Source organism: Fulvivirga kasyanovii (genome assembly GCF_009711405.1).
Lineage (GTDB): Bacteria > Bacteroidota > Bacteroidia > Cytophagales > Cyclobacteriaceae > Fulvivirga > Fulvivirga kasyanovii.
Genome location: NZ_SMLW01000642.1, coordinates 5,648 through 26,500 on the forward strand (window position 1 = coordinate 5,648; position 20,853 = coordinate 26,500).

At 44.0% G+C, this 20,853-nt stretch carries 17 protein-coding genes; 14 read left to right on the forward strand and 3 right to left on the reverse strand.

The window, feature by feature from the left end; all coding sequences use genetic code 11:
• The first annotated feature begins 164 nt into the window (after positions 1-164).
• The 14 genes from mraZ (at position 165) to ftsZ (ending at position 15,836) form a co-directional block, all read left to right on the forward strand.
• Positions 165-608 (forward strand): division/cell wall cluster transcriptional repressor MraZ, encoded by a 444-nt coding sequence (gene mraZ, locus E1163_RS22670; protein WP_155174759.1) that lies wholly within the window; start codon positions 165-167, stop codon positions 606-608.
• Positions 609-696: 88 nt separating this feature from the next.
• On the forward strand, positions 697-1,614 hold the full coding sequence (rsmH, locus tag E1163_RS22675) for a 16S rRNA (cytosine(1402)-N(4))-methyltransferase RsmH (protein WP_155174760.1): 918 nt from the start codon (positions 697-699) through the stop codon (positions 1,612-1,614).
• Positions 1,615-1,616: 2 nt separating this feature from the next.
• Positions 1,617-1,982 (forward strand): FtsL-like putative cell division protein, encoded by a 366-nt coding sequence (locus E1163_RS22680; protein ID WP_155174761.1) that lies wholly within the window; start codon positions 1,617-1,619, stop codon positions 1,980-1,982.
• Positions 1,983-4,073: a penicillin-binding protein gene (locus E1163_RS22685; RefSeq protein ID WP_343033924.1), complete on the forward strand. Its 2,091-nt coding sequence runs from the start codon at positions 1,983-1,985 to the stop codon at positions 4,071-4,073. It begins immediately after the preceding gene.
• On the forward strand, positions 4,073-5,539 hold the full coding sequence (locus E1163_RS22690) for a UDP-N-acetylmuramoyl-L-alanyl-D-glutamate--2,6-diaminopimelate ligase (RefSeq protein ID WP_155174762.1): 1,467 nt from the start codon (positions 4,073-4,075) through the stop codon (positions 5,537-5,539). Before E1163_RS22685 ends, E1163_RS22690 begins: the two co-directional genes overlap by 1 nt.
• Before the next feature lie 4 nt (positions 5,540-5,543).
• On the forward strand, positions 5,544-6,749 hold the full coding sequence (gene mraY, locus E1163_RS22695; RefSeq protein ID WP_155174763.1) for a phospho-N-acetylmuramoyl-pentapeptide-transferase: 1,206 nt from the start codon (positions 5,544-5,546) through the stop codon (positions 6,747-6,749).
• 25 nt (positions 6,750-6,774) lie between these two features.
• Positions 6,775-6,918, forward strand: coding sequence for a hypothetical protein (locus E1163_RS22700; protein WP_155174764.1), 144 nt, complete (start codon positions 6,775-6,777; stop codon positions 6,916-6,918).
• Positions 6,912-8,270: a UDP-N-acetylmuramoyl-L-alanine--D-glutamate ligase gene (gene murD, locus E1163_RS22705; RefSeq protein ID WP_155174765.1), complete on the forward strand. Its 1,359-nt coding sequence runs from the start codon at positions 6,912-6,914 to the stop codon at positions 8,268-8,270. The genes E1163_RS22700 and murD overlap by 7 nt, the downstream gene beginning before the upstream one ends.
• Entirely contained in the window at positions 8,267-9,427 is a 1,161-nt protein-coding gene (locus E1163_RS22710; protein ID WP_155174766.1) for an FtsW/RodA/SpoVE family cell cycle protein, read from the forward strand. The genes murD and E1163_RS22710 overlap by 4 nt, the downstream gene beginning before the upstream one ends.
• Positions 9,428-9,479: 52 nt before the next feature.
• Positions 9,480-10,589 carry an undecaprenyldiphospho-muramoylpentapeptide beta-N-acetylglucosaminyltransferase gene (gene murG / locus E1163_RS22715; protein ID WP_155174767.1) on the forward strand — a complete coding sequence of 370 codons (1,110 nt, stop codon included), beginning with the start codon at positions 9,480-9,482 and terminating at the stop codon, positions 10,587-10,589.
• Positions 10,590-10,609: 20 nt separating this feature from the next.
• On the forward strand, positions 10,610-11,980 hold the full coding sequence (gene murC, locus E1163_RS22720; RefSeq protein WP_343033926.1) for a UDP-N-acetylmuramate--L-alanine ligase: 1,371 nt from the start codon (positions 10,610-10,612) through the stop codon (positions 11,978-11,980).
• Positions 11,973-12,737: a cell division protein FtsQ/DivIB gene (locus tag E1163_RS22725; RefSeq protein ID WP_155174768.1), complete on the forward strand. Its 765-nt coding sequence runs from the start codon at positions 11,973-11,975 to the stop codon at positions 12,735-12,737. The genes murC and E1163_RS22725 overlap by 8 nt, the downstream gene beginning before the upstream one ends.
• A gap of 164 nt (positions 12,738-12,901) precedes the next feature.
• A complete protein-coding gene (ftsA, locus tag E1163_RS22730; RefSeq protein WP_155174769.1) occupies positions 12,902-14,209 on the forward strand; it encodes a cell division protein FtsA in 1,308 nt (435 codons plus the stop codon).
• A 43-nt stretch (positions 14,210-14,252) separates the two neighbouring features.
• On the forward strand, positions 14,253-15,836 hold the full coding sequence (gene ftsZ / locus E1163_RS22735) for a cell division protein FtsZ (protein ID WP_155174770.1): 1,584 nt from the start codon (positions 14,253-14,255) through the stop codon (positions 15,834-15,836).
• 470 nt (positions 15,837-16,306) lie between these two features.
• Here the strand turns inward: ftsZ and E1163_RS22740 are convergent, their stop codons facing one another.
• The 3 genes from E1163_RS22740 to E1163_RS22750 all read right to left on the reverse strand — a co-directional run bounded on the left by E1163_RS22740 (position 16,307) and on the right by E1163_RS22750 (position 20,776).
• On the reverse strand, positions 16,307-18,382 hold the full coding sequence (locus tag E1163_RS22740) for a TonB-dependent receptor plug domain-containing protein (RefSeq protein ID WP_155174771.1): 2,076 nt from the start codon (positions 18,380-18,382) through the stop codon (positions 16,307-16,309).
• A 312-nt stretch (positions 18,383-18,694) separates the two neighbouring features.
• Positions 18,695-19,501, reverse strand: a complete 807-nt coding sequence (locus E1163_RS22745; protein ID WP_155174772.1) for a DUF4197 domain-containing protein — start codon at positions 19,499-19,501, stop codon at positions 18,695-18,697.
• A 294-nt stretch (positions 19,502-19,795) separates the two neighbouring features.
• On the reverse strand, positions 19,796-20,776 hold the full coding sequence (locus tag E1163_RS22750) for an endo alpha-1,4 polygalactosaminidase (RefSeq protein WP_155174773.1): 981 nt from the start codon (positions 20,774-20,776) through the stop codon (positions 19,796-19,798).
• Between the last annotated feature and the right edge of the window lie 77 nt (positions 20,777-20,853).

Genomic DNA, 20,853 nt, shown 5'->3' on the forward strand with positions numbered 1-20,853 from the left:
CTATTACAGTCATTTTTCACGGGTGGGAAGTTATGGTTTTTATGGATAAATGCTACCTTCGCGTAAGAAAAATGTAAAAAAGTGGTGGAAAGTGGTAAAAAGTGGTGGAAAATGTCAAATATTTTTCTATGTTTGTTTATTAGAATCAGAGCATTAGCACCACAATGGCATTTTTCACTAGTGAATATGAATGCAAGATCGATGCAAAGGGCAGACTTGTACTGCCGGCAAAGATCAAAGCAAACTTACCAGAGTCGTCTGGTAACGAGCTCGTTGTGAGGCGTGGTTTTGAGCCTTGTCTGATTCTATACCCCATGGTAGAATTCAAAAAGATCTACTCAAAAATTGCCGGGCTTAATGAATTCAATGAAGAATACAGAAAGCTTCAGCGTAATTTCTTCCGGGGTAGTTCTGTAGTTGAACTTGATAATACTGGTAGGTTTCTTATACCTAAACTGATGCTGAGCTATGCCGGACTAGGCAAAGATGCTGTGGTGGTCGGTATGGGTAATAAAGTGGAGATCTGGGACCCGGTGAAATATGAAGAACATCTGATCAGTGATCCTGATGAGTTTTCAAAGCTGGCCCAGAAGTATCTGGATGAATAGTAGTTGCTAAGGCCGGTGTTTTGCCGGCGTCAAATTATAAATGCTAAAGGTGGAAAGGTAAGTATGTTCCAAATGGTAAGTAAGCTTAATGTCTGAATCTAATAGCAACTATCATCAGCCAGTGATGCTGAAAGAATGCATCGAAGGATTGGAAATCAAGCCGGACGGAATTTATGTAGACCTGACTTTTGGTGGCGGCGGCCACTCGCGGGCTATACTGGAAAAATTAAAAGATGGCCATTTGTACGCATTCGATCAGGATCAGGATGCTAAAGCAAATGCAGAGCAAATAAAAAATAGTTCTTTCACATTTATAGAAGGCAATTTCCGGTACCTGAAAAGGTATCTCAAAATGTACGGTGTAAAAGCAGTTGACGGTATCCTTGGCGATCTGGGTATTTCATCCCATCAGATTGACGACGCACAAAGAGGCTTTTCAACGCGGTTTGACGCTGAGCTCGACATGCGTATGGACCAGTCAGCTTCCAAAACTGCCCGTCAGGTCGTGAATGAGTATAGTGAGGAAGACCTGCATAGGATATTAGGCATGTATGGTGAAGTGCGCAATGCCAGGACTTTGGCCAAAGCAATAGTTGCCGCACGGATCAATGCAGAGATCAGGACCATTGAAGACTTGAAGCGGATACTGAATAAGTATGTGAAGCGTGGTAAGGAGAACAGGTATTATGCCCAGGTTTTTCAGGCCATCAGAATTGAGGTGAACGATGAGCTGAAAGCTTTGGAGGATGTGTTGGAGCAAGGCAGTGAAATGCTTGCCCCGGAAGGACGCCTGGTAATCATGTCGTACCATTCCCTGGAAGACAGGCTGGTGAAGAATTACATTATGAAAGGAAAGGTTAGCGGCGATGTGGAAAAGGATTTTTATGGTAATGTGATAAAGCCTCTGGAGGCGGTGACCCGAAAACCGTTGACAGCTTCGGAGGAAGAGTTGAAAGTAAATAACAGGGCACGTAGTGCCAAATTGAGGATAGCTAAGAAATTATAGATATGGCTACAAACAGTTACAGGATCAATGAAAAGCAAAGCTCAAGAGGCAGCATATTTTCCAGGTTGGAAAGCCTGGTGCGTATTGATGCTGCTTTTGCTCACGGGCTGCCGGTAAAATACCTGCCGCACATTCTTTTTGTAACGGCTATAGGTATATTCTATATCGGCAATAACCATTACGCTGAAAAGAACATTAGAAAGATTGACCGTCTCAAAGATCAGGTAGAAGACCTGAGAGCGGATTACACTACACTTAAGGCTGACTACATGTATGCAAGCAAGCAGTCGGAAGTGGCAAAAAACGTGAAAAAACTAGGAATAACAGAAAGTTTACAACCACCTGAAAAAATTGTGATAAAGAAGTAAGTGAATATTAAGAAGTCCATATTACTCAGAGTCAGGATAGCATTTTTGCTGGTAACCCTCTTTGCCGTTGCCATAGTGGTGAAGGTGGGCAAGATCCAGTTTGCCGAGGGAGAAAAATGGCAGGAGATCGCTGACCAGACCAATGTCAAGTATATGACGGTAAAGGCCACCCGTGGGAATATATATTCCGATAATGGGAGCCTTCTCGCTACTTCATTGCCTTTTTACAAAGTGGGCTTTGATGCTACCATTGCTTCTGATGAAGTGTTCAATGCTGGTGTCGACTCGTTAGCCTTGCTTCTATCGAGGTATTTTAAAGACCAGTCGAAGGAAGCTTATAAGAGGAAGCTTAAGAATGCGCGGGCTTCCGGGAAGCAGTACATCGTCATCAACCGGGAGCAGGTCGGGTATCAGGGAAAAAAGCAAATGTCCACCTGGCCGATATTTCGCCATGGCAGATTAGGAGGAGGTGTAATTTTTAATAAGGTCGACAAACGGTTCAGACCTTTTTCTAATTTAAGCAGGCGTACCATTGGTTTCATTAATGAAAACAACAGAGGTGCAGGCCTGGAGTATAGCTTTAACGATAAACTGGCAGGTAAAGACGGTGAGGCACTGTATCAGAAAATGGCAGGCGGTACCTGGAAGCCGGTTTTTGATGGCTCGGAAGTAAAGACTGAGAATGGTTTTGATATAGAAACCACAATAGATATCAACCTGCAGGATGTAAGTGAGACGGCACTGTTGAGGGCATTGGAATACCACGAAGCTGATTATGGAGTTGTGGCCGTGATGGAAGTGAGTACAGGGGAAATCAAAGCGATATCCAACCTGAGCAGAAATAGCAACGGATATTATTATGAAAGATACAATTATGCCGTAGGTGGGTTAAGAGAGCCAGGTTCTACATTCAAGCTGGCCACTATGATCGCCCTTTTAGAGGATACAAATATGAGCCTGAATGACAGTATTGACACAGGAGATGGAAAATATAAGTTTTATAAAGACACAGTAACCGACCATGAAGAAGGAGGCTACGGTACAATAACGGTTCGTGAGGCTTTTGAAAAATCTTCAAATGTGGCCATGGCTAAGCTGGTGGATAAATATTTTGGATTAAAGCCGGAAAGATTCCTGCAGTATATCGATAATCTGGAATTGTCAAAACCACTAGGGTTGCAGATCAAAGGAGAGGGTATTCCGAAGATCAAAAGACCAACCGATAAAGGGTGGAGCGGAATTACGTTGCCATGGATGGCTTATGGCTATGGTCTGGAGCTAACGCCGTTGCAGTCGTTGGCTTTGTACAATGCTGTAGCCAATAATGGTAAAATGATAAAGCCCATTATCGTGAAAAAAGTGAGAAGGGCTGATAAGGTTTTGGAAGAATACAATACCGTGGTGCTGAACAAAAAGATATGTTCAGATGAAACGCTGGCAAAAGTAAGAGTGATGCTTGAAGGTGTTGTGGAGCGTGGAACAGCCAATAACATTAAAAACAGTCATTACAAAATTGCTGGAAAGACAGGAACTGCCCAGATTTTCGAAAATGGCCGGTATATGAAGAGGTATATCACTTCTTTTGCCGGCTATTTCCCTGCCGACAATCCAAGGTACAGCGCTATTGTGCTGATCAAAAACCCTAAAGGATGGAGACAGTATGGCAGTAATGTGGCGGCACCGGTTTTTAAAGAAATAGCGGACAACATTTATAGCCGTGATATAGATATGCATAGTCCGATGACTGAGGAGTACGTGGCAGAGGCCGGTGTGTTTCCTGTAATAAGATCAGGAAGCCATGAAGATCTGCAACTGATATGCAATGAACTGGGCATCTCCAACCACGGTGCGGGTGACCAGGATTGGGTAACAACAGAGCGTTTTGGTAATGCTATAAAATGGAAAGATAATAAAGTAGATCCGCAGATTGTTCCGGACGTAACTGGTATGACGTTGCGTGATGCCATTTATCTGCTGGAGGGATGCGGGCTCCGGGTAAATATTAACGGTACGGGGCGGGTTTCCCGGCAGTCGCAGGCGCCGGGTACCAAAGCACTGAAAGGGAGTGAAATAAAAATTGAATTGAGTTGATGGCGGTATTGAAAGATATATTATACAAAACTTCCCTGGTCTCTACCTCTGGTAGCATGGACAGGGAAATTTCGTATATAGCTTTTGATTCCCGGAAGGTGACGAAAGGTACGCTCTTTATTGCGGTTAAAGGTACCCAGGCAGATGGCCATGAGTATATCATACAGGCTGTAAAAGCCGGAGCAGTAGCAGTGGTTTGTGAGAAGCTGCCCGATGAGATCTCTGATGATGTTACCTATGTGGCGGTAAAGGACAGCAGCCGCGCTTTGGGCTGGATTGCCTCTAATTTCTATGGTAACCCGTCATCAAAGCTCAAACTGGTTGGCGTTACCGGCACTAACGGAAAAACTACCGTCGCAACATTGCTGTATAACCTGTTCAGGAAGATGGGGCATAAGGCCGGGCTTCTTTCTACGGTTGTCAATAAAATTAATGATGAGGAAATTCCAGCCTCCCATACTACCCCTGATGCTATCAGGCTTAATGAGTTGCTGGATGAAATGGTGAGAAAGGGGTGTGAATATGCTTTCATGGAAGTAAGCTCCCATGCGATACAGCAGGAGCGAGTGGCAGGCCAGCAGTTTGCCGGAGCAGCATTCACCAATATATCCCATGATCACCTGGATTATCATAAGACATTTGATGCCTACATCAATGCCAAAAAGAAGCTGTTCGACGAGTTGACTGCCGAAAGTTTTGCCCTGGTGAATGTGGATGACAAGAGGGGCCGGATCATGTTGCAGAATACAAAGGCCTCGAAAAATACATATGCCTTGCGCAGTGTAGCTGAATTTAAAGGAAAACTTATCTCCAATACCCTGCAAGGTATAGAAATGGAGATTGATAATAAAAATGTATGGTTCAGGCTGATAGGCGATTTTAATGCCTATAACCTGCTGACAGTTTATGGCGTGGCTGTATTGCTTGGCAAGGAGGCTGACGAGGTGCTGACCCAGCTTTCTTTGTTGGATGGCGCTCCTGGCAGGTTTGAGCAGGTGGTGAATAATTCAAGCGTAACCGCAATTGTGGATTATGCACATACACCGGATGCATTAAAAAATGTGCTGGAAACGATAGCGGAGTTCAGGGCTGAGGCCAAGCAGGTTATCACCGTAGTGGGATGCGGGGGAAACAGGGACAAAGGCAAGAGGCCGCTGATGGCTTCCATAGCCTGTAAATGGAGCGACAAAGTGATATTGACTTCGGACAACCCTCGTGACGAGGACCCACTGGAGATTATAAAGGATATGCAGGCCGGTGTAAGCCCGGCTGACTATAAAAAGACAGTTGTGTTAGCAGACAGAGAAGAAGCCATTAAAACGGCCTGCCTGCTGGCTGATAATAACGATATAATACTTGTAGCTGGTAAGGGACATGAAACTTATCAGGAAATAAAGGGAGTAAAACATCCTTTTGATGATAAAGAAGTACTTGGAAGAATGTTAAACCTGTTTGCCAAAGAATAGATAGATGCTGTATTACTTTTTTGATTATCTGCAGAGAGAATTTGACCTGATAGGAGCCGGTGTATTTCAATACATCTCGTTCCGCGCGGGTATGGCTGCTGTTATCTCGCTGCTGATAACTATCATGTTTGGCAAAAAGCTTATCAACTTCCTGAGAAAGAAACAGGTAGGAGAGAGTGTTCGTGACCTTGGCCTTGAAGGGCAAATGGAAAAGAAAGGTACACCTACCATGGGTGGGCTGATCATTTTGAGTGGTATACTCGTGCCTGTCCTTTTATTTGCCAAGCTGGACAATGTGTACGTGATCCTGCTCATAGTAGCCACCATCTGGCTTGGCCTGATAGGGTTTCTGGACGACTATATCAAAGTCTTCAAGAAAAATAAGGAAGGTCTTGCCGGCAGGTTTAAGGTGGTAGGGCAAATTGGTATAGGACTTATTGTAGGGCTTACGCTGTACTTCCATGACGATGTAGTGGTGAGGGAGTACTCTGATACCGCCGTTATCGAGAATAATGAAGTAATAAGAGAATACGAAGATGTAAAGTCAACCAAAACAACGGTCCCGTTTTTTAAGGACAACGAGCTGGACTACGACGGCATCATACCTTTTGGCCATGATTATACCTGGATCATGTATGTGCTGATCGTGATCTTCATTATTACAGCAGTTTCTAACGGAGCCAACATTACAGACGGTATTGATGGACTGGCGGCAGGTACTTCGGCAATTATCGGTCTTACCCTGGCCATTTTTGCTTACTTATCAGGTCGTGTGGACTTTAGCGATTACCTGAACATTTTGCACATCCCCAACCTGAGTGAAGTGGTGATATTCTGTACCGCTTTCGTGGGGGCATGTTGTGGCTTCCTGTGGTACAACTCCTATCCCGCCCAGGTTTTTATGGGCGATACGGGCAGTTTGTCACTTGGGGGTATTATAGCCGTGTTGGCACTGGTGGTCAGAAAAGAGCTTATGATACCGCTTTTGTGCGGAATATTCCTGATAGAAAATATGTCGGTGATCCTGCAGGTATCATACTTTAAGTATACCAAAAAGAAATATGGTGAAGGCAGAAGGATATTTTTAATGTCCCCGCTGCACCATCACTATCAAAAAAAGAATTTACACGAATCCAAGATCGTGACCCGGTTTTGGATTGTAGGAATATTACTGGCGATTTTGACTTTGGCAACATTAAAACTGAGATGATTTGATAACCTTAAACTGAAAGGAAATGATAAATATATGTGACATCTATACGGCTATTTTCAGTGCAATCAGAAAGCAGGTGAGGATGATGGTTGGGAGAGGCGTTGCATATGTTAACAGTAAATTCAGCTTAGGCAATATAAACAGGCAGATACAGATAGAATGGTGAGTAGAAAAGTGACCATATTAGGCGCAGGCGAAAGCGGAACAGGGGCAGCACTGCTTGCGAAGAGCAAGGGGTACGATGTTTTTGTTTCTGACTTCGGGAAGATCAAGGACAGCTACAAAAAGGAGCTGACTGATGCTGGTATTGCCTATGAAGAAGGTAAACACTCTACTGATATCATTTTTGAGTCAAGCCTGATCATCAAAAGTCCCGGGATTTCCGAAAAGGCAGATATTATAAAAAAGGCTCAGGCTAAGAATATCCAGTTTATTGATGAAATAGAATTTGCCGCACAATATACTACGGCAAAGATTATAGCTATTACGGGCACAAATGGTAAGACTACCACTACTTTGCTTACTTACCACCTGTTGAAAGAGGCAGGGTTGAATGTAGGTCTGGCAGGTAATGTAGGGCAAAGTCTGGCCAAGCAAATTGTAGAAGACAAGTACGATTACTATGTGGTGGAGATGAGCAGTTTCCAACTTGACGGTACGGTGTATTTCAAGCCGTTTATTGGAGTGTTGCTCAACATTACACCTGACCATATGGACCGTTATGATTACAAACTGTCCAACTATGTTGATTCCAAATTCCAGTTGGTAAGCAACATGGCTGAGGATGACCACTTCATTTACTATACCGATAATGTACTGATACAGGAAGGTGTGGGTAAGCGATCGATTAAAGCACAATTACACCCGGTATCGCTGAAAGAAGGCGTAGCTGTCAGTACGGTAAATGGTGAAATGGTGTTTGAAGGTGGATTTAAAGTGGACCAGCAGGATACCGTGCTGAGAGGTGAGCATAATGCTATCAATATGATGGCGGCCATTTCGGCTGCCAGGATTTTGGGTGTGGATGAAGAAAGCATAAGGCAAAGCCTGAAAACTTTTAAGAACGCACCACACCGCATGGAGTATGTAGCTACCATCAATAATGTGGACTTCGTCAATGATTCGAAGGCTACCAATGTAGATGCAGTGAAATATGCGCTGGATAGCTTCAACACGCCGTTGGTGTGGATAGCCGGAGGTATTGACAAAGGCAATGACTACAGCCTCGTGATGGAGTCGGTAAATGCCAAGGTAAAGGCACTGGTTTGTTTGGGAAAAGATAACAGCAAGTTGAGAGACGCTTTCCATGAGCAGATCATCAATTTACTGGAAACTGACAATATTAAAGATGCTGTAAGGTCAGCATTAGGATACGCCGAGGCACATGACGTAGTGCTGCTGTCCCCGGCGTGCGCAAGTTTCGACTTGTTTAAGAACTATGAAGACAGAGGTGATCAGTTTAAGCAGGCAGTGCTTGAGCTGAAACAAGAGTTTGAAAGTAAAGCTTTGAAGCAATGAAAAAGATAAAGACATGGGTAGATGAGCATCTGCACGGCGATCCGGTGATCTGGGCCGTGGTCTTTGCTTTGTCACTGATCAGTATACTGGTGGTGTATAGCGCCACAGGTACGCTTGCTTTTAAGCGAATGAGTAATCCTGAAACCTATTTATTCAAGCACACCATGCTTATTGGTGTTGGTCTGCTTGCCATGTGGTTTGCCCACAGGGTTGATTACAGGTATTACTCCAGGATTTCAAGGCTGGCATTATGGGTGAGTGTACCATTGCTCATCTATACATTTACCAATGGTATGAGCCTTAACGATGCCTCCCGATGGATAATGGTGCCTGTGATCAACGCATCGTTTCAGCCTTCGGATCTGGCGAGTTTGGCATTAATTACCAGTTTGGCCAGTATGCTGTCCAAGCGCCAGCAGAATATTGCTGATTTTAAGGAATCACTGATCCCGATACTGATCTGGTGTGGTGTGATTTGCGGTCTGATTGCTTTGACGAACCTGTCATCAGCCATCCTGCTGTTCCTTACCTGCATGCTGATCATGTTTATCGGTCGTGTGCCGGTGAAGTATCTGGCGATGTTGGTATTCGTGGGGGCACTGTCAGGTGTTGCGGCGTTGAAATTTGGAGAAAGGGCTGAGACAGCTAAAAGTCGTATAGAGGCTTTTGTGGAAGGTAAAGAGCTACCATTCCAGGCGAAACAGGCCAGGATAGCCGTAGCTACAGGCGGAGTTACTGGCAAGGGACCGGGACAAAGTCAGCAGAGAAACATACTGCCGCATCCGTATTCGGATTTCGTTTACGCGATCATCATAGAAGAGTACGGCATGATAGGAGGGATTGTAGTACTGGGTCTTTACCTCGTTCTGCTATCACGGGGCATGAAAGGAGTTATTAACAGCGAAAGGGCATTTGGAGGCTTGTTGTCGGCAGGTTTAAGCTTTGCCCTGGTACTGCAGGCCATGGTAAATATGGGAGTAGTTGTAGGGCTTGGGCCGGTTACCGGTTTACCATTGCCTATGGTAAGTATGGGAGGTACCTCCTTGCTATTTACCGGTCTGTCGATAGGAATAATATTAAGTGTAAGCCGCGGTGAAGTAGATAAAAACTGGACAGGCAGCACAAGTAAAGAAGTTAGAAATATGGCTAGAGCATAGCATGAAGTGAGCCGGAACTAAGAACTGTAAACTAAGAATAGAAAACTGAGAATTGAAAACTGAACGACCATATCGATTTATCATTAGCGGCGGGGGTACCGGTGGACACATTTATCCGGCCATAGCTATAGCTAATGAGATAAAAAGCCGATTTGGTGATGTTCAGATCCTTTTTGTGGGAGCGAAGGGTAAAATGGAGATGAAAAAAGTTCCTGAATCCGGTTACAGGATCATTGGGCTGTGGATCAGCGGTTTTCAAAGGCGGATATCTATAGACAACCTGTACTTTCCGTTCAAGGTTATGTTCAGCTATGTGGCAGCCAACAGGATAATTAAAAGGTTTAAACCCGATGCGGTGATTGGGGTAGGCGGATATGCCAGCGGGCCGATAATGCTGGCCGCAACCGGTAAAAGGGTGCCATCCATGATCCAGGAGCAAAACTCCTATGCAGGGCTGACCAATAAGCGGTTAGGGAAAAAGGTTCAAAAAATATGTGTGGCATACGAACACATGGAGCGGTATTTCCCTAAGGAAAAGATAGTGATTACAGGGAACCCTGTAAGGAAAGATATACTGAATGTTGGAGAAAAGAGAGAGCAGGCTATCAAGCATTTTAACCTGGACTCAAAGAAAAAGACGCTGCTGATTTTAGGAGGCAGCCTGGGGGCAAGGACGATCAATAATAGCATCATCAAGCACTTGCAGGAGGTTATAGATGCAGATGTGCAATTGCTTTGGCAGACAGGCAAGTTTTATTACGAAGAGATGGTGTCGAAAGCAAAGAACCTGAATCTTGATAACGTCAGGATACTTGAATTTATCAGGGAAATGGATCTGGCCTATGCCGCGGCTGATGTGGTTGTTTCCAGGGCAGGGGCATTGTCCATCTCGGAGCTTTGCCTCGTCGGCAAGCCGGTGATCTTTGTTCCTTCTCCCAACGTGGCAGAGGACCACCAGACCAAGAATGCAAAGGCACTGATAGATAAAAATGCCGCTGCACTGGTGAAAGACGTGGTGGCAGAGCAAAAGCTTGTGAGTGAAGCGCTGTCATTGCTCAAGGATGAAAAGAGAAAGGCCGAATTGGCTGAAAATATTAAGCAATTGGCGAAGCCCAATGCAACGGAAGATATTGTAAATGAATTGATGACTATAATAAAGTGACGCTGAAAAATTACCATAGTGTGTATTTTCTTGGGATCGGAGGGATCGGTATGAGTGCCCTTGCCAGGTGGTTTAATGAAAACAACTACTACGTGGCAGGCTATGACCGTACCAGTACGGAACTAACCCGGCAGCTCGAGGCTGAGAATATTTATATACACTATCAGGATGGCGTTGATTTTATTCCCAAAAAGATAAAAGAGGATAAGGAAGGTGTGCTGATCGTTTATACACCCGCCATACCTAAAGGGCATCTGGAGTTTAATTACCTCAAAGACAACGGGTATGTGCTGCAGAAAAGGTCTCAGGTATTGGGTATGATCTCAGTCGGTTTTCATACCGTTGCTGTAGCGGGCACGCATGGCAAGACCACTACCTCTTCCATGGTGGCACATTTGCTGAAATCGGCCGGGCGCGACATCACTGCTTTTCTGGGAGGTATCGCCACTAATTATGGTTCCAATTTCATTGCCAACGAGCGGGTGACACCTGAAACGGTAGCAGTTGTGGAGGCGGATGAGTTTGACAGGTCATTCCTGGCACTAAATCCTGATATCGCCGTGGTTACGGCATCAGATGCCGACCATCTGGATATTTATGGAGATAAATCGAGCCTTGAAACTTCATTTAAGGAGTTTATTGGGAAGATAAAGACCAATGGTAAACTATTTATAAACGAGAAAATAGCAAAAGAACTAACGGCAGACTATAAAGGAACAGTCTGCACGTATGGAATAAACCGGGGGCATTTTTTTGCCAGCAACATTACCATGAAAAATGGGTTTTTTGAATTCGATTATTCGGACGAGAGGCACAAGATTGAGCGACTAAGATTAGGCGTCCCCGGTTTTCATAATGTAGAAAACGCTACAGTGGCTATAGCTATAGCATTGGATCTGCTTTTAAGCCCTGAGGAAGTGAGGGAAGGTATAGATAGTTACATGGGTGTTAAAAGGCGGTTCGAATATTTACTCAGAGGCCGGGATACTGTTTTGGTTGATGATTATGCTCATCACCCCGTAGAGATCGAGGCTTTTTTGAGGTCCCTGAGGGCATTGTACCCCGAGAGAAAGATTACGGCTATTTTCCAGCCACACCTTTACTCACGAACCAGGGATTTTGCCGATGGGTTTGCTGAAAGCCTGAGTCTGGCTGATGAAGTAATACTGCTGGATATATATCCGGCACGGGAGGAGCCCATAGAGGGTGTGACGTCCGAAATTATTTTTAAAAATATTTCGGTAGACCAGAAGGTACAGTGTTCCAAAGGAGAGTTGCTGGATTACCTGAAAGACAGAGAGTTGGATGTGGTAGCAACGATTGGTGCAGGAGATATAGACCAGATGGTGCTGCCGGTTAGGGATTTATTAAAGAACAGATATCATGTTTAAGAAACTGAGACTAAAGAAAGGAGTAAAAGTGTTGCTGGCTTCCCTTGGGTTGATATCTGTAATTGGGTTTACAGAGAGCAAGCAGAATGGGGAAACCTGTAAGGATGTTGTCATCAGGATTGATAACCAGCATGAAAATTATTTTGTCAATGAGCAGGATGTACTTTCATTGATGACCTCCGCGGGAGCGCATGTAGTGAAGGGAGCGAGTTTTAGAGACCTGAACCTGAAGGAAATTGAAGAAAGGGTGAAAAGCGACAGGTTTATAAAAAAAGCAGAGATCTATAAAGATTTGAAGGGCAATATGCTGGTCAACATAGCTTTGAGAAGGCCATTTGCACGCGTAGTGCAGAACAACGGACCCGATGCTTACATTGCTACTGACGGAGCTGTTTTGCCGGTATCGGATAAATTCTCCTCAAGAGTCGTGCTGATCACCGGGAAGTACGCCGGGCAATTGGTAAAGAACGACCTGATGGAAACTGATGAAGGCAAGAAGATCTTCGCCATGTTGAAGTTTATCAATGACGACGAGTTCTGGAAAGCCCAGATAGCCCAGATTGATATTGACAAAAAATTGAATATGACGCTTTACCCTCAGGTAACAAAGCAATATGTGGAGTTCGGACAACCTGAGGAGCTGGAAGAAAAGTTTAAAAAGCTTGAGATCTTCTATAAGCAAATACTACCCCAAAAAGGGTGGAACACTTATGACAGAGTGAATTTAATGTATGAAGGACAGATAATTGCAGAGTAGATGCAGTTGGGCAGTTTACAGTTCAATGTTCACAGTTAAGCAACTGGGAATTTTAAAAACAGTGAACTGAAAACTAAGAACAGTAAACAGTGAACGGTGAACAGAAAACTGAGAACCGTAAACAGAAAAAAGAAACAACCACTAACAAATAAATAGTTACAACCATGGAAAATGACAAAATAGTAGTCGGACTTGACATTGGTACCACGAAGATTTGCGCTATCGTGGGACGCAAGAACGAGTTTGGGAAGCTTGAAGTTCTTGGAATGGGCAAAGCGGAGTCAGATGGTGTTATCCGCGGTATAGTAACCAATATTGATAAAACGGTAAACGCGATTGAAAAGGCGGTAAGAGAGGCTGAGGATCAATCGGGCATCGATATCAGAGTAGTCAATGTAGGTATTGCCGGCCAACACATCAGAAGCTCTATCCATCATGGTAGCATCACCAGGACTTCAAATGACGATGAGATAACCATAGAAGATATAAACAGACTGAGCAATGATATGTACAGGATAGTGATCCCTCCCGGGAGTGAGATCATCCATGTTATGCCTCAGGACTATACAGTAGATTATGAAGATGGCATTAAAGACCCTGTAGGGATGTCGGGTGTGAAGCTGGAAGCAGATTTCCACGTGATCACTGCCCAGACGAATGCTATAAATAATATCAATAAATGCGTAAGGAGGGCAGGGCTTGAAATAGAGAACCTGATCCTTGAGCCTTTGGCATCAAGCCTGGCTGTATTGAGCGATGAAGAAAAAGAAGCAGGTATTTGTCTGATCGATATCGGTGGTGGTACTACAGACATTGCTATTTTCCATGACAACATCATAAGACATACTGCAGTGATACCTTTTGGCGGTAATATCATTACCTCCGACATTAAGCAAGGATGCATGGTAATGCAACATCAGGCAGAGCTGTTGAAGACAAAATTCGGTAAGGCGATTGCTGAGGAAGCCAGCCCGAACGAGATTGTCTCCATCCCTGGTATCAGAAACAGGGCGCCCAAGGAGATATCCATTAAAAACCTGGCACATATTATTGAGGCCAGAATGGAAGAGATCATTGAGTTGGCGCATACCGAGATTATCACTTCAGGCTTTGAAAACAGGCTTGCAGGTGGTATTGTGATCACCGGTGGCGGAGGCCAGCTAAGCGGCCTCAAGCAACTGGTAGAGTATATGACGGGAATGGACGCCAGGATAGGCTATCCTAATGAGCACCTGGGAAGAAGCAAAATGGATGCAGTTAAGAGTCCTATGTTTGCTACTTCTGTTGGCCTTGTGCTTTCAGGTTTCAGGGCGCTGGATGAGCGCGAAAACAGGTACAAGGAAGTAAGAGCGGCCAATAACAGGCCGGGAGCGAAGAAAAAGGAAACCGGCGGCGGTGATTTCTTTAGTAAGATCCTTAATAAAACAAAGGGATTGTTAATCGATGACTTGGACGGAAAAAACGAGTATTAACAATTCTGAATTAATTTTTGCAACCACTAAATTTTAAATAGCTATGTCTGAAAATGCATACAAATTCGATATTCCAAAGCACCACAAGTCGATCATCAAAGTGATCGGTGTGGGAGGCGGTGGAAGTAACGCTGTTAACCACATGTTTAACCAGGGCATCAAAGATGTAGAGTTTGTTGTTTGTAACACTGACTCTCAGGCTTTGAAAACCAGCGCTGTTCCGGGCAAGATCCAGATAGGCGTAAACCTTACCGAAGGACTGGGTGCCGGGGCTAATCCCGAAGTAGGTAAAAATGCTGCTTTGGAAAGTAAAGAAGAAATTAGGGACTTGCTGGGCAACGATACCAAAATGGTGTTCATCACTGCCGGTATGGGCGGAGGAACAGGTACAGGTGCTGCGCCGGTAATCGCCCGCATAGCCAAGGAAATGGATATACTTACTGTAGGTATAGTCACTGCTCCTTTTGGATTTGAAGGAAAAAAGAAAGCTACACAGGCTGAGATAGGCATTAATTCCCTGAAGGAGAATTGCGATACAGTGCTGGTAATACTTAATGATAAATTAAGAGAGATCCACGGCAATCTCTCTATAGGTAATGCCTTTGCACAGGCTGATAACGTATTGACAACAGCAGCTAAAGGCATTGCTGAGATCATAACCGTGGCAGGATACGTTAACGTTGACTTCCAGGATGTAAGAACGGTAATGCATAATGCCGGAGCGGCTGTAATGGGTTCTGCGGAAACTAAAGGAGAAAACAGGGCCAGAAAAGCGGCTGAAGAAGCACTGGCTTCACCATTGTTGGACAACAGGGATATCCTTGGTGCTCAAAAAATATTACTATCCATCATTTCAGGTGATCAGGCTGAATTGCAAATGGATGAGCTTACTGAAATTACCGAGTATATTCAGGAGCAGGCCGGTGATGATGCTGAGGTGATCTTCGGTCACGGTGTGGATCCTGACCTTGGGGATAGCATCAGAGTGACTGTAATCGCAACGGGGTTCGACCATGATGAGGCTTACCTGCCAGAAAGCAGGAGAAAAGAGAAGCAACAGGAGAAAGCACAGGAGCAGGAGCGAAAAGTGTATGATCTTGAAGCCAATAAGCAGATCAATATGTTTGCCAATGACAACTCTGTAAATAATACTCAGGGAGAGATTACCAAGAGGGATATTGATCAGCCATCTTCCAATACAAGCAATAATGGAACGGCATCAAACAACTCCCAGGAAAGAGGTTATTCCTTCACCAGCCCTGTAAATGCTACAGATGATGATGGTGATGACGGATTGTTCTCAGAGCTGGAAGAGGAATTTGAAATAGTGGATGAAAATGATTCCGATCAGCACATCAATGAGGATGGTATGATGGATATCATAAGCACCAAAGACAGGCTTCAGGAGAAGGCACAGGAAAGGCTGCAAAAACTGAAAGGTTTGAACAAGTCAGAAATGAATGCCAACGAATTCAAGGAAAAGCTGGATGTACCTGCTTATCTGAGAAGAGAAGTTCGTTTACAAAATGTGCCCCATTCATCTGAAGCACATGTATCTAAATATAACCTGAATGACGATAATCAGATTTTAGGTAACAATAGATTTCTACACGACAATGTAGATTAAGACTACTGATTGGCATTAGCAGCATAGAACCGGCTTACTCCAATTGTAGTGGTTGTTGGTTGTAATTTTTTCGGCCGGTGCTGTGATGCCATTTTTTAAACGTGAGACCTCCCGGTGCGTCCGGGAGGTTTTTTTAATGTTACTTCTCCCCAGACTGTCTCCTGACAGGGCTTTTTATTTGGATATTGTTTCCAGACATGTGCTTTAACATGTTCCTCCCCACCGGAATGTCCCCAGACAGGTTTTTACAGGATTCTTTTATTTGGATAAAAGGCCATTGTTTCTACTTGCCAGCGGATGTCTCTCGAAGAGGACTTCGTGGCAATTGATATACTCGACATCTTTTCATTGGCAAAAGAATTAAAGCCATTGGAAAATAAAAAAATCTCCAGTCATTCACGACCGGAGATTTAAACTTTGTATCTCTACCCCCAAGACCTGTCCCCCGACAGGTCTTTTACACAACACGTTTAGTTATTCCTGAAAGTATACTGCAAAGAAGCAGTGATCCATCTGCCCTCCTGAGGATAGGCAAAACGCGTGCTGCCCCCCTGATAGTATTTAGTATCAGCGATGTTCTTCACCCTCAGGTCCACCACCAGGTCGTTGAATTTTACATTTAGTCCGGTGTTGATGACAAACGCGGCATCCGTGTAGTGGTCAGGCACGCTGGAGTCCGATCCAAGTGCGGTGATTGGGGAAAACTGCGATGAGATATACTTTAGGCCAACGTTAAAAAATACCCTGTTTGAAAAATAATAAGTACCAATCACATTAGCAGCAAAAGAAGGGATATTCGCTATTTTCGAATCATCCACTTCATAATCCGTGGCATCTATCGCATGCTGATAGGTGGCATTTGCAAGTATATCCAGGTTGCCCACTTTTGTTCTTACCTGCTCTTCAATACCCCAACTGGTCAATGACCCTGCATTTCTGTATTTGGGGTCAGTGGCAGAAGCCTCGGGATCACGATATATAAAATCAGTCAGCGACTGATAGAAGAAGTTGATGTTGTTGTAAACCTTTGAAGAAAATAACCTTGAATCCAGCGTTAACTGCAAGGCCTGCAAGTTTTCAGGAAGCAGGTCCCTTGAGCCTGAATAGGAGGGAAGGCTATTGTATCTGTACCAGTAAGGGGCATCTACAAAAGATTTGGAGTAAGAAAGCCTTACATTGTGCGATGAACTTGCCTCATAAACGAGCGCCACCCTGGGACTCAGGGCATCCACATTATCACCTTCATGTCGGTTTTTAATGTCGTAGCGGAAACCGGCATTGACCAGAAGGTCATCAGTAAGGTTGTGCTTCCATTGCGTAAAGCCTGAATATATGATTTCTTCACCTTCCTCCATTAAAGGAGTGGCCGTGTCTAAAAAGGTATCCAACACACCTGTCCCATTGGCCGAAGTGGCGAGGAAGCTGTCATATACATTCATCCAGTCTACCTGCGTACCTACCAGTACATTTCCTTTAGGGTAGTGAAATGTAAATTGAGCTATACCACCCAGGTCGCGATCCCACCAGGCCACTACAGAATTGACGCGGTTAACGGGAGATGCTATCAGATGGCCCAAAACCTTAGTGTTATCGCCATAAAGATCCAGCTTAAAATCTACCGATTTAGAGAAAGTGTTGGTGTAGCCCACTTTTACACGCCTCATTTCCTGTCCCAGTCCTGGCTCTTCGCCAAAGATGTCGTCAAAATCACCCTTGTTGTATATTTCACCGGTACCGCCACCGTCGCTGAAAGGCTGCTGTATTTTTCCCTTGGTCGTGTTAAAGAAAAAGTCGAATTTGCCCATTCTGGCTTGTACACCAATGTCATAATTACCTTGTACAGCCCCAAGGTAGGCCACGCCGTCCTCGGTAGTTGCCGAACTGTAGTCATCTGCCGCAGCAATATCCCTCTTTTCGCCATCTGCTGCATAATGATACCCCCAGGCGAGGATGTCCTTTTCAACGCCAAGACCGGTACCGGCAACCCCTGAGATGTACTGTTGTCCATGGTTACCACTAGCCACTTTTACCTGCGTGCCATCCAACTCGGCTCCGCTGATAGTGATGATATTCACTACGGCAGTAAGGGAAACGTTACCATAAATAGAAGACCCTGGACCCCTCACCACTTCAATTTGTTTGATCTTGTCAAGGTTGATACTATAATCAGGGTTGGACATGGAGTAGGCCCGTGAGTTTAACCTGTGGCCGTTCACCATAAAAAGTATTTTTTGCTGGGCAGAGGCATATATACCTCGCATGCTTACATTCATTTCGTTGTGGTCTTCTACGGCGGTAAAGCCTGGCACATAAGTGGTCAATACCTCTTTGATATTTCGTGCCCCGATGGCATCGATCATTTCTCGGGTAACCACAGTCATAGGTACGGGTGTTTTAAGCATCGACTCCGACTGTAAAGAGGCTGTGGTAACCTCAATATTCATCAGCTCCTCCAGGGTCATATTGAAATATGTGCTGTCAATGTCCTGCGCGGTTACGCACACGGTAACCAGCAGACTTAAAGTAAGTAAGTAGATTTTTTTCATTTTGGGGTATGTTTTAGGAAAAAGGAAGACATCCTTTAAAAAAATATATTCCTGTAAGTTTAAAAATATTTTAACCCGTAACTTATAATAATGAAAGTTTAGAAACAAGCTTTAATCAGTAATTTTCTTTTTGGAGGTTTTTGTATGAATTATGTTATATAATCGAATTTATCTAAATATTTCACTGATGATATCTGGTATTTTAAAGTGATCATTTTGAGGCGGTTATGAAATAAATGATGGTCTGATGGTATAAAAAAAGCGCACTTGTTATAGTACGCTTTGAGTAGTTTCCATATTGAGGTTTTTCTATTATCCCTGCGCCTCAGGGCTTCCGAATACCTTTTCTATAATGCTGCTTCCCCAGGCATAGGGGTCTTGTCTTATTTTAGTCTCTTCATTACCAATCAGGTGAAACAGCCCGTCTATCGCTTTTTCAGTAGCATAGCCGTCAATAGTTTCGGGAAGTGAAGTATTTATGAAGTCACTCACCTTAACGGTGCCCAGCCCTGTATTGTATTCATAGTTGAGAAACCCGACAATGCTTGTGTATATTGTATTGGCCTTCGTCTGATCCAGTGCACTTTTTACATCAGGCTGGAAAGCCGTAAATAATGCCTGATTGGTCTTGGTATAGAAGTAGTGTGTTGCTGAAGTATCTGAACCCTGAAGGATTCCCAAAGCATCATCAAAGCTCATGCTTACAATGGCATCTCCGAATATCGGTAAAGCTTTATCCGCCGCCTTCTCTGCACCACGGTTCATCGCTACTATAAGCTCTTCAAAAGGATCGCTGCTAATGTTAGGATTAACAGCAATGTATGCATCCAGTATGGTGCTGTAAGGTACTTCAAGCACTCCGGGAATTACATTGATCTTGCCTGTTTCTATGGTGTTTTGTAACGATTTGACTTCGGGAGGCAATAATATTTTGATGATCTCATTTTTTAAATACCCGTCCACGGAAGAGGCAGTGGTTACAGAATTATTAAGGCCAACATCCAGGGCTTCTTTTAAGCCGGCAACGATCTCTCCGTTGGTAAGTCCGTTGTCAAGGTCTTCACATGAAAAGAAGAAAAAGAAGGATGAAAAAATGAAGATTTTGAAAAAATGTCTCATGTTGATAACAGTTTAAATAGTGGCTTTGTCAAATATAGTTTGAATTGGACGAATCAAAAACCATACCCAACAATATGGTTTAGCATTCGGGTACTTCTATATGCAGGTTAAACATAGCGAAGTAACCCGTAGTGCTTTATTTTATCAGCAACATGATTTATTAGGAATATCTTCGCGTTACCAAATAACCAGAAGAGCTTTTTCGCACCACCTGCACGTGAAGCTTATTGCAGAAAATCGATCCGTCAAATATTGAAAGAAAAAATTAGCGTCACCGAATTCAGCTTCTGCCCGCTATTCATAATACTCAAAAGCATCAATAATATCGAGGTAAACGCCATCAAAATTGGCATCCAGTATTTTTTTGAGATAAGAATCATCGTTGCCATAGATGACAGCCTGCCACTCAGGATGCCAGTACTTCACTTTATAATTGCCGGCCCAATCCGGGTTTTCCGCATCCAGCCACTCCGGCTTACTGGAGTCCCACTCAGCTTGCCAATAATAGCGGTAGTCTTCCGCCTCACCGATAGACATATAGCAAATCACCAGCCGCGTTCCTCCATTGGCTTTCGTTTTTAGCTGATCAATTTCTGAAGCGCTAAAAACAGTACCATCGGTAAAAAACAAGTCCATGATCAGGAGGTCGTAGTTTGTAGAGGTAACAGCATCAATAAAAGCAGCCTTGGTAGCAAATTTTTCAGGGTTGATCAGATAAAGGAAGTTTTGAGCCTGGTCCAGAGCAGAGATCACCTGCGCATTTTCATTGTGAATAGCAGCCGGATAAACAGGAATGTTGTCCAGTTCCCGGTGATCCGCAGCGAAGGATATATAGCCGTTGTTTTCGTTTTGGCTGTAAGAGTCATCCATGTTCGCCGGAGTGAAACAATAGTCTGTGGTAAGTATGGTATTACCCGCATTTTTTGAGACATCCAGAAAAGCCCTCAGGTACTCATTATCAACGGCCGGTGTTGCCTCATCATCATTGTCATACCCGTAAAACAGGTCCTCCTGTCCATTGCCGTCTATTGCCTCCAGGTATTCACTGCTGGGGCTACCATCTTCTTCTCCGTTGACCGTAACGAGTTCTATGCCATTTTGAGGGATAACGGCAAAGCCGGGATTGTTGGCTTTGGCATATTGGCTGATGCCTATAACATAGTTGCGCATTTCCTGTCGGTAGTCAACATCTGCTAATAATACATCTTCATCGTCATCACTGCTACATGCCAGGCACGATATGATAAGGAGTTGAATGAGTAAGGTACTTTTCATCTTTATTTTTCAATGCGTAACGCTTCTTGACCTGTTTTAATTGTTCAATGATAACAGCACCTCAAATTTATATCAAA

What these genes read in the sequence shown, in the direction of transcription:
- E1163_RS22700 (WP_155174764.1), top strand. Translation starts at nt 6,775, where the DNA reads ATGATAAATATATGTGACATCTATACGGCTATTTTCAGTGCAATCAGA.
- E1163_RS22745 (WP_155174772.1), bottom strand. Translation starts at nt 19,501, where the DNA reads ATGAGACATTTTTTCAAAATCTTCATTTTTTCATCCTTCTTTTTCTTC.
- ftsA (WP_155174769.1), top strand. Translation starts at nt 12,902, where the DNA reads ATGGAAAATGACAAAATAGTAGTCGGACTTGACATTGGTACCACGAAG.
- E1163_RS22680 (WP_155174761.1), top strand. Translation starts at nt 1,617, where the DNA reads ATGGCTACAAACAGTTACAGGATCAATGAAAAGCAAAGCTCAAGAGGC.
- murD (WP_155174765.1), top strand. Translation starts at nt 6,912, where the DNA reads ATGGTGAGTAGAAAAGTGACCATATTAGGCGCAGGCGAAAGCGGAACA.
- E1163_RS22690 (WP_155174762.1), top strand. Translation starts at nt 4,073, where the DNA reads ATGGCGGTATTGAAAGATATATTATACAAAACTTCCCTGGTCTCTACC.
- rsmH (WP_155174760.1), top strand. Translation starts at nt 697, where the DNA reads ATGTCTGAATCTAATAGCAACTATCATCAGCCAGTGATGCTGAAAGAA.
- E1163_RS22710 (WP_155174766.1), top strand. Translation starts at nt 8,267, where the DNA reads ATGAAAAAGATAAAGACATGGGTAGATGAGCATCTGCACGGCGATCCG.
- mraZ (WP_155174759.1), top strand. Translation starts at nt 165, where the DNA reads ATGGCATTTTTCACTAGTGAATATGAATGCAAGATCGATGCAAAGGGC.
- E1163_RS22750 (WP_155174773.1), bottom strand. Translation starts at nt 20,776, where the DNA reads ATGAAAAGTACCTTACTCATTCAACTCCTTATCATATCGTGCCTGGCA.
- E1163_RS22725 (WP_155174768.1), top strand. Translation starts at nt 11,973, where the DNA reads ATGTTTAAGAAACTGAGACTAAAGAAAGGAGTAAAAGTGTTGCTGGCT.
- E1163_RS22740 (WP_155174771.1), bottom strand. Translation starts at nt 18,382, where the DNA reads ATGAAAAAAATCTACTTACTTACTTTAAGTCTGCTGGTTACCGTGTGC.
- mraY (WP_155174763.1), top strand. Translation starts at nt 5,544, where the DNA reads ATGCTGTATTACTTTTTTGATTATCTGCAGAGAGAATTTGACCTGATA.
- ftsZ (WP_155174770.1), top strand. Translation starts at nt 14,253, where the DNA reads ATGTCTGAAAATGCATACAAATTCGATATTCCAAAGCACCACAAGTCG.